We start from the raw sequence: 7,542 nt of genomic DNA, 5'->3' as shown, positions 1-7,542 counted from the left end.
CGAGCGCCACGCCCGCCGCGAGCACGGCCCCGGTGCGGCGGCGCGCGCGAGTCATGACGCTCATGAGACCACCCCGAGGGAGCCGAACATCCGGGCCTGGTCCAGGGCGGCAGCCAGTGCGCCGCGTACCCCGGCGTCGGCCCCGAGGGTGGACGGGACCACCTCGACGGGGCCGCGCGACGTCGCCACGACCCGCTGGCCGAGCGAGGTGCGCAGCGGCTCGAGGAGCAGGTCGCCGGCCTCGGCGAGCTTGCCACCGATCACGACGACGTCGGGGTCCACCAGGTTGCACAGGTTGGCCAGCGCCACGCCGAGGTGGCGGCCGGCGTCGAACACGACGCGGCGGGAGCCTGCGTCGCCGTCCTGCGCCCGGGTGACCAGGTCGGCGAGGGTGAGGTGTCCGGCCTCGCGGGGCAGCATGGCGAGCAGGCTGGTGGCGCCCACCAGCATCTCGAGGCAGCCGCGGTTGCCGCAGCGGCACACGGGCCCGTTCTCGTCGACGGACACGTGGCCGATCTCGCCGGCGACGCCGGACCGGCCGTGCACCGCCCGGCCGCCCAGCACGAGCCCGCCGCCCACGCCGTGGGACACCCGGATGTACGCGACGGAGTCGTACCCCGCGCCCGCGCCGAACCGGGCCTCGGCGATCGCGGCGAGCGTGGAGTCGTTGTCGGCCGTGACAGGGACGCCGAGCTCGGCACCGAGGATCTCGTCGACGTGCACGCCGTCCCAGCCGCGCATCATGCCGACGGTGACCACCTGGCCGGTGCGGATGTCGACGGGCGCGGGCACGCCGACGCCCACGGCGAGCAGCTCTGACGGGTCGGCCTCCACGGACTCCAGCATCTCGCGGATCAGCATCGCGGTGCGCTGCAGCCCGGCGTCGGCCCGGTGATCAGGGGCGAGCGGCATGCGCTGCTCGGCCAGGACGCGCATGGAGGCGTCGGCCAGCGCCACGTTGAGCGATCGCATGCCGAACCGGATGCCCGCCACGACGCCGAGGTTGCGCGCGAGGGTGACCTGCAGGGCGCGGCGGCCGTTGCGCACCGACTGCGACGTGTGCAGCACGCCGGCGACCGTGAGCTCCTTGACGATGTTGGAGATCGTGGCCGGGGACAGCCCTGTGACGCCGGCCAGCTCGATCTGCGTGAGGGAGCCACGCTGCTGGACGGCGCTCACGATCCTGGCTCGGTTGGCCTCACGGAGTGAGGTCTGCGAGCCGGGGGTTACCCGATCCGCGCGCACAGCGCCCAGGGTAACCGCCTTCCGGCATGCTCCGGCCCGGAATCGGCCTGGTTGGACGGTTTTGGATACACGAACTGAACGTTCAGGTCACGATCGAGCGACGCTTGCGTTCACTTCTTGACACCAAGGGTCGATGGACGTTCGATAGGTCCCGGGTTCACGGGCGTACAGGCGCGCCCGGCCGGTCCACAGGAACGACGCCGTCCTGAGCGCGAGGAAAGCCTCCTTCGCCGCGTACGACGACGACGCCGCGGGCCGGTGCTCCAGCGACCGAGGAAGGTTGAGGGACCCCAGATGCGAGTGAACCAGAGGATGACCGCGACGGTGGCGACGGCCGCCGTGCTCGGTCTCACGCTGGCCGCGTGCGGCGGCAGCGGTGACGGCGGCGATGGCGGCAGCGCGAGCGGCAGCGCCGACCAGGTCGAGGTGTTCACCTGGTGGGCGGCCGGATCCGAGAAGGCCGGCCTCGACGCCCTCGTGGGCGTGTTCAACGAGCAGCACCCCGACATCGAGTTCGTCAACGGCGCGGTCGCCGGCGGCGCAGGCTCCGCGGCGAAGGACCTGCTGCAGACCCGTCTGCAGGCGCAGGACCCGCCGGACACGTTCCAGGCCCACGCCGGCGCCGAGCTGCAGGACTACATCGACGCGGCGCAGATCGAGGACGTCTCGGACCTGTACGACGAGTTCGGCCTGACGGACGTCTTCCCGGCCGACCTGGTCGACCGGCTCTCCACGGAGGACGGCGCGATCTACTCGATCCCGTCGAACATCCACCGCGCGAACGTCCTCTGGGCCAACCCGACGGTGCTCGAGGACAACGGCATCGACCCCGAGGCGACGTACGAGGACCTCGACGCGTGGATGGCGGACCTCGACAAGCTCGACAAGGCCGGCGTCACCGCGCTGTCCGTCGGCACGACGTGGACGCAGGTCAATCTCCTGGAGACGGTGCTGCTCGCCGACCTGGGCCCCGAGGCCTACAGCGGCCTGTGGGACGGCTCGACCGACTGGGAGGGCCCCGAGGTGAAGGCGGCGCTCGAGGACTTCGAGACGCTGATGAGCTACACCAACGACGACCGTGACGGTCTCGACTGGCCGGAGGCGACCCAGATGGTCATCGACGGCAGCGCGGCGTTCAACGTCATGGGCGACTGGGCCGTGGCGGCGTTCGAGGAGCAGGACAAGGCCCTCGGCACGGACTTCACGGCGGCCCCGGTCCCGGGCACCGACGGTGTGTTCGACTTCCTGGCCGACTCCTTCACCCTGCCGGTGGGTGCCCCGCACCCGGACGGCGCCAAGGCGTGGCTGGAGACCGTGGGCTCGCTCGACGGGCAGGTCGCGTTCAACAAGGCCAAGGGCTCCATCCCGGCCCGGACCGACGCTGACCCCGCCGACTTCTCGGAGTACCAGCAGACGGCCATCGACTCGTTCGCGAACGACACGATCGTGTCCTCGCTGGCGCACGGTGCGGCCGCCCCGGTCGCGACGCTCAACGCGATCTCTGACGCCACCAGCAAGTTCACCACCGGTGCGTCCGACCTCGCCGGGTACCAGTCCGAGCTGGCCGCGGCCACGCAGAGCTGACCCACGGGTGCTCGAAGCTCCCGCGTAACGCACACCGCCGTACGTCGCGCGCCGTCGGGACCGATCCCGACGGCGCGCGGCTGCGCCCACCCTCCCGAGGTACCTACATGCTGAACAAACTGCGGCGAGTCGGGCCACCGCTGCTCATGCTCGCCCCGTCCCTGATCCTCGTCGGCGTCTTCGTCTACGGGCTGATCGTCGCCAACTTCACCACGTCCCTGACGGACAACCACACGGCGGCGCAGGCCACCGGGCAGAAGCCGGCCGTCTTCGTCTGGTTCACCAACTACCTCGACCTGCTGGCCAGCGAGGACTTCCAGCACTCGCTGATGAACCTCGTCCTGTACACGGTCGTGTTCCTCGTCGGGACCATGATCATGGGCTTCCTGTGGGCGTGGATGCTCGAGAAGCCGGTCAAGGGTGAGGGACTGTTCCGCTCGGTCTACCTGTTCCCGATGGCGGTCTCGTTCGTCGCCTCGGGTGTGGTGTGGCGCTGGCTGCTCAACTCCAACCAGGACGAGCAGGCCTCCGGCCTGAACCGCCTGTTCCAGATCGTCGGGCTCGACGCCCTGCAGAACAACTGGTGGAACAACGTCACGTTCGGCATCGTCGCCATCGCCATCCCGGCGATCTGGCAGCTCTCCGGCTACGTGATGGCACTGTTCCTCGCCGGGTTCCGCGGCATCCCCGAGGAGCTGCGCGAGGCCGCCCGGATGGACGGCGCCTCCGAGTGGAAGCTCTACCGGCACGTCCTGTTCCCGCAGCTCTCGCCGGTCGCGCTGTCCGCGCTGATCATCATCGGTCACATGTCGCTCAAGGCGTTCGACCTCATCATGTCGATCTCCAAGCCCGCGAACTACCAGACCAAGGTTCCCGCCGTCGACATGTTCGTGTTCAAGTCGAGCTTCGACTACGCGAACGCCGCGGCCGTCGGCTCGATCCTGCTGATCATCGTCGCGATCGTCATCGTGCCCTACCTGATCCGCACGAACCGCGAGGAGAAGCGATGACCGCCGAGGCCGAACAGCTCACCGCGCACCGCCCCGCGCCCGCCGCGCCGCGCGTCCACAAGGGCCGGTACTCGCTGGCACGCACCCTGAAGTACGTGGGCCTGATCTTCTTCCTGATCGTCGTCCTGATCCCGGTGTACGTGCTGCTGGTGACCAGCTTCAAGGGCACCGGCGACGCCGACCCGAGCCGCGCCTGGAACCTGCCCCAGATCTGGACCACGGAGAACTGGGCCACGGCCTGGACCACGCTGGCGCCCGCGATCGGTCGCACGCTGGCGATCGTCGTGCCGAGCTCGATCATCTCGGCGTTCCTCGGGTCGCTGAACGGGTTCGTGCTCTCGCGCTGGAGCTTCAAGGGCGCGGACATCGTCTTCACGCTGATCCTGTTCGGGATGTTCATCCCGTACCAGGCCGTGATGATCCCCCTGACCCAGCTCGTGCTGGACCTCGGCATACCCACGGGCGTGCCCACGCTGATCCTGCTGCACGTGGTCTACGGCATCCCGATCACGACGCTGATCTTCCGCAACTACTACTCGACGGTGCCGCACGAGCTCATCGAGGCCGGGCGCGTCGACGGCGCGGGCATGCTGCGCACCTACTGGTCGATCGTGCTGCCGATCTCGATCCCGAGCTTCGTGGTGGTGCTCATCTGGCAGTTCACCTCGGCGTGGAACGACTTCCTGTTCGCGGTGTTCTTCTCGTCGTCGCAGAACGGCCCGGTGACCGTGGCGCTGAACAACCTCGCCAACGGCGCGCTGCTGCAGAACTACGGCGTCTCCATGGCGGGCGCGCTGTTCGCGTCGCTGCCGACGCTGATCGTGTACATCATCCTCGGCAAGTACTTCGTGGGCGGCCTGATGTCGGGCTCGGTCAAGGGCTGATCCCCGGGAGGCACGGCTGGTCGGCAGCTTCGGGTGGTCAGCAGCTTCGGGTGGTCGGTAGAAGGTCAGGTGGTCGGTAGCTCGAGCTGCCGACCACCTGACCTTCTGCCGACCGGCCGAAACCGGCGATCGCCCGAAGCCGTCAGCCGCCCCGAAGCTGCCGATCGCCCCGCGCCGACCCGGTCATGCCTCCCCGACCGCGCGTTCCTCGGCCGGGGCAGCCTGCGCGACCGGCGCCGTCGTCTCCAGGGCGTGGATCAAGGACTGCGCGTCGTACGGCCCCGTGTGCCGGCGGCCGTTGACGAAGAACGTCGGCACCGCGGTGACCTCCATCGCCTCGGCGTCGAGCACGTCGTCACGGACGCGACCGGCCACCTCCGGGGAGACCAGGTCCCGTTCGAACCGCTCGACGTCGAGCCCGAGCTCCTCCGCGCGCCGGACGATGTCGGAGGGCAGCTGGTTCTCCTGGTCGAGCAGCAGGCTGCGCTCCATCGCGAAGAACTCGCCCTGCAGCGCGGCGGCCTCCGAGGCCTCCGCAGCGGCGACGGCGTTCGGGTGGTACCGGTCCAGCGGGGCGTGCCGCCAGACGTACCGCAGCCGGTCGCCGAGCTCGCGGTGCACCTCCTGGATGGCGCCCGACGCCTTGGAGCAGAACCCGCACTGGAAGTCGCCGTACTCCACCAGCGTGTAGGGCGCGTCGGCCGGGCCGTACACGTGGTCCCGGGCCGGGTCGACGGGGCGCAGCAGCGTGGTGCCCGCCTCGTTGGCCGGGTGCACGCGGTCCGAGATCTTGAAGATGACGGCGGCCAGCGCGAACGCGATCACGGACGCCGTCAGCACGCCCACCCGGGCCTCGTTCTGCACACCGGGGTCGTCGATCGCGAGGTCGACGATGAACAGCGAGATCGTGAAGCCGATGCCGCACAGCGCGCCGCCCCCGGCGAGCCGGTCGAGCGTCAGGCCCGGCCCGAGGTCGCCGATGCGCAGCACGCGCATGACCGCCCCGGACCCCAGCACGCCGATGAACTTGCCCACCACCAGGCCGACGACGATGCCCCACGTGATCGCGGACGCGGCCGCCGCCGCCAGGATCTCCGCGTTGATCTGCACGCCCGCGTTCGCCAGCGCGAACAGCGGCAGGATCACGTACGCGACGTACGGGGCGTAGGCCGACTGGAGACGCTCGTTGATCGAGATCGACTCGCGCAGGCTGTTCGCCGCGGCCCGCGCGTAGTCGCTGTTCGGCGACTGCCGGAACGTGCGCGCCAGCGTCAGGGCGTGCTCGACGTCGCGCCTGCTGGGCCGGTAGACCGGCACCAGGAGCGCGATCGCGACGCCGGCCAGCGTCGGGTGCACGCCCGAGGCGAGGAAGGCGAGCCACACGATGATCGACAGCGTGGCGTAGATGGGCCCGCGCCCCGTGGGCACGTACCGCGTGAGGTAGACGCCGGCCAGGCCGACAGCCGCGACGAGCAGCGGCAGCGGGTCAAAGTTCTCGGTGTAGACCAGCGCGATGATGCTCAGGGCGCCGATGTCGTCGACCACCGCGAGCGCCAGCAGGAACACTCTCAGGCGGCCGGGCGCGCGTGGTCCGATCAGCGCGAGCGCGCCGACGACGAACGCGGTGTCGGTGGAGATGACGATCCCCCAGGCGTGCTCCCAGCCGGAGCCGCGCGCGATGAGCACGTAGAGCACCGCCGGGACCACGAGCCCGGCGACGGCGGCGGCCACCGGCACCATGGCGCGGGACCAGCTCGTGAGCTCGCCGATCGCGAACTCGCGCCGCACCTCCAGGCCGACGGTGAAGAAGAAGATGGCCATGAGGGCGTCGTTGACCAGGGCGTGCAGCGTGAACTCGACCTGGAAGTCGCCCACCCCGATGTTCAGGTGGGTCTCCCAGAACTCGGCGTACGACTCGTAGGAGACGTTGGCCCAGACGATCGCTGCGACGGTGCCGAGCAGGAGCAGGAGCGCGCCGAGGCGGCTCTGGCCGAGCGAGCGGATCCAGACCGCGATGGAGGGCCAGCGTGGCCCGGGCTGGTGCGTCTCGGGGTCGGGCGACCGCTCGATAATGGTCAGGTTCGCCATCTTTTCTCCTGTTTCGCGCGTCGCCACGACCGGTCGGCATGAAAAGTAGTGATTCTTGCCGATCAGAGTAGTGCGCGACCCGCACGGTTCCACAGGCTTTCACCCGCGCGAGGACGCGGTCCGGCATCCACCCGGGCAGCCGTCCGGAGACCCCGCTCCTGCTGACCTACGCTGACCCTCATGGCCACGGACTCCCCGCCCGACCGCGACCGCGATCCCGACCGCGACTTCCAGGCGGTCGGGATCGACGACGACACCCGGCTGGTCTACCGGTACGTGCTCGCCCAGGGCACGGTCCGGGTGGAGGACGTGGCGCAGGGCGTGCCGCTGGAGGGCACCGACTTCGCCGGGATGCTGGCGCGGCTGCGCACGGCCGGGCTGATCAACCGCACCAGCGGGAGCGACGGCGAGTACACGGCCGTGGACCCGCGCGTGGCGCTGCGGGCGCTGACCGACCGGACGGCGGCACAGCTCGACCGGGTCCGCTCGACGATCCCGGACCTGGCCGGCCTGTTCGAGCAGACCTCCGACGTCGCCGGCTCCGGCGCGGGTGTGCACGTGATCGACGACCCGGCGCTGATCGGCGCCTGGTACACACGCATGCAGCACGAGGTGACGGCCGAGTTCCTGGCCTTCGACCGGCCGCCGTACGTGCTCGCGGACGAGAACCCGGTCGAGCCGCTCGCGCTGGCACGTGGGGTCCAGTGGCGGGCCGTGTACGCGGCGGAGGT

General features: G+C 70.3%; 6 protein-coding genes. 4 read left to right on the top strand and 2 right to left on the bottom strand.

The window, feature by feature from the left end; all coding sequences use genetic code 11:
• Positions 1-60 precede the first annotated feature (60 nt).
• Entirely contained in the window at positions 61-1,179 is a 1,119-nt protein-coding gene (locus tag PROKR_RS09375; RefSeq protein ID WP_084800342.1) for an ROK family transcriptional regulator, read from the bottom strand.
• A 360-nt stretch (positions 1,180-1,539) separates the two neighbouring features.
• On the opposite strand from PROKR_RS09375, the gene PROKR_RS09370 reads away from it, so the two are divergent.
• The 3 genes from PROKR_RS09370 (at position 1,540) to PROKR_RS09360 (ending at position 4,723) form a co-directional block, all read left to right on the top strand.
• Positions 1,540-2,829 carry an ABC transporter substrate-binding protein gene (locus tag PROKR_RS09370; RefSeq protein ID WP_036962480.1) on the top strand — a complete coding sequence of 430 codons (1,290 nt, stop codon included), beginning with the start codon at positions 1,540-1,542 and terminating at the stop codon, positions 2,827-2,829.
• 107 nt (positions 2,830-2,936) lie between these two features.
• Positions 2,937-3,839: a carbohydrate ABC transporter permease gene (locus PROKR_RS09365; protein ID WP_036962478.1), complete on the top strand. Its 903-nt coding sequence runs from the start codon at positions 2,937-2,939 to the stop codon at positions 3,837-3,839.
• Positions 3,836-4,723 carry a carbohydrate ABC transporter permease gene (locus PROKR_RS09360; RefSeq protein ID WP_036962475.1) on the top strand — a complete coding sequence of 296 codons (888 nt, stop codon included), beginning with the start codon at positions 3,836-3,838 and terminating at the stop codon, positions 4,721-4,723. Before PROKR_RS09365 ends, PROKR_RS09360 begins: the two co-directional genes overlap by 4 nt.
• 183 nt (positions 4,724-4,906) lie before the next feature.
• On the opposite strand, the gene nhaA is transcribed toward PROKR_RS09360, so the two are convergent.
• Complete coding sequence (gene nhaA, locus PROKR_RS09355; RefSeq protein ID WP_036962471.1) at positions 4,907-6,811, bottom strand: Na+/H+ antiporter NhaA; 1,905 nt, start codon at positions 6,809-6,811, stop codon at positions 4,907-4,909.
• A 180-nt stretch (positions 6,812-6,991) separates the two neighbouring features.
• On the opposite strand from nhaA, the gene PROKR_RS34385 reads away from it, so the two are divergent.
• On the top strand, positions 6,992-7,542 hold a 551-nt coding region (locus PROKR_RS34385; RefSeq protein WP_211240084.1), incomplete at its 3' end, for a hypothetical protein.

The organism is Promicromonospora kroppenstedtii DSM 19349, assembly GCF_000515355.1.
Taxonomy (GTDB): domain Bacteria; phylum Actinomycetota; class Actinomycetes; order Actinomycetales; family Cellulomonadaceae; genus Promicromonospora; species Promicromonospora kroppenstedtii.
This window is presented reverse-complemented; position numbering and strand designations above follow the sequence as displayed.

Coding starts and splice junctions, on each gene's coding strand:
- PROKR_RS09360 (WP_036962475.1), top strand. CDS start 3,836: ATGACCGCCGAGGCCGAACAGCTCACCGCGCACCGCCCCGCGCCCGCC.
- PROKR_RS09370 (WP_036962480.1), top strand. CDS start 1,540: ATGCGAGTGAACCAGAGGATGACCGCGACGGTGGCGACGGCCGCCGTG.
- nhaA (WP_036962471.1), bottom strand. CDS start 6,811: ATGGCGAACCTGACCATTATCGAGCGGTCGCCCGACCCCGAGACGCAC.
- PROKR_RS09365 (WP_036962478.1), top strand. CDS start 2,937: ATGCTGAACAAACTGCGGCGAGTCGGGCCACCGCTGCTCATGCTCGCC.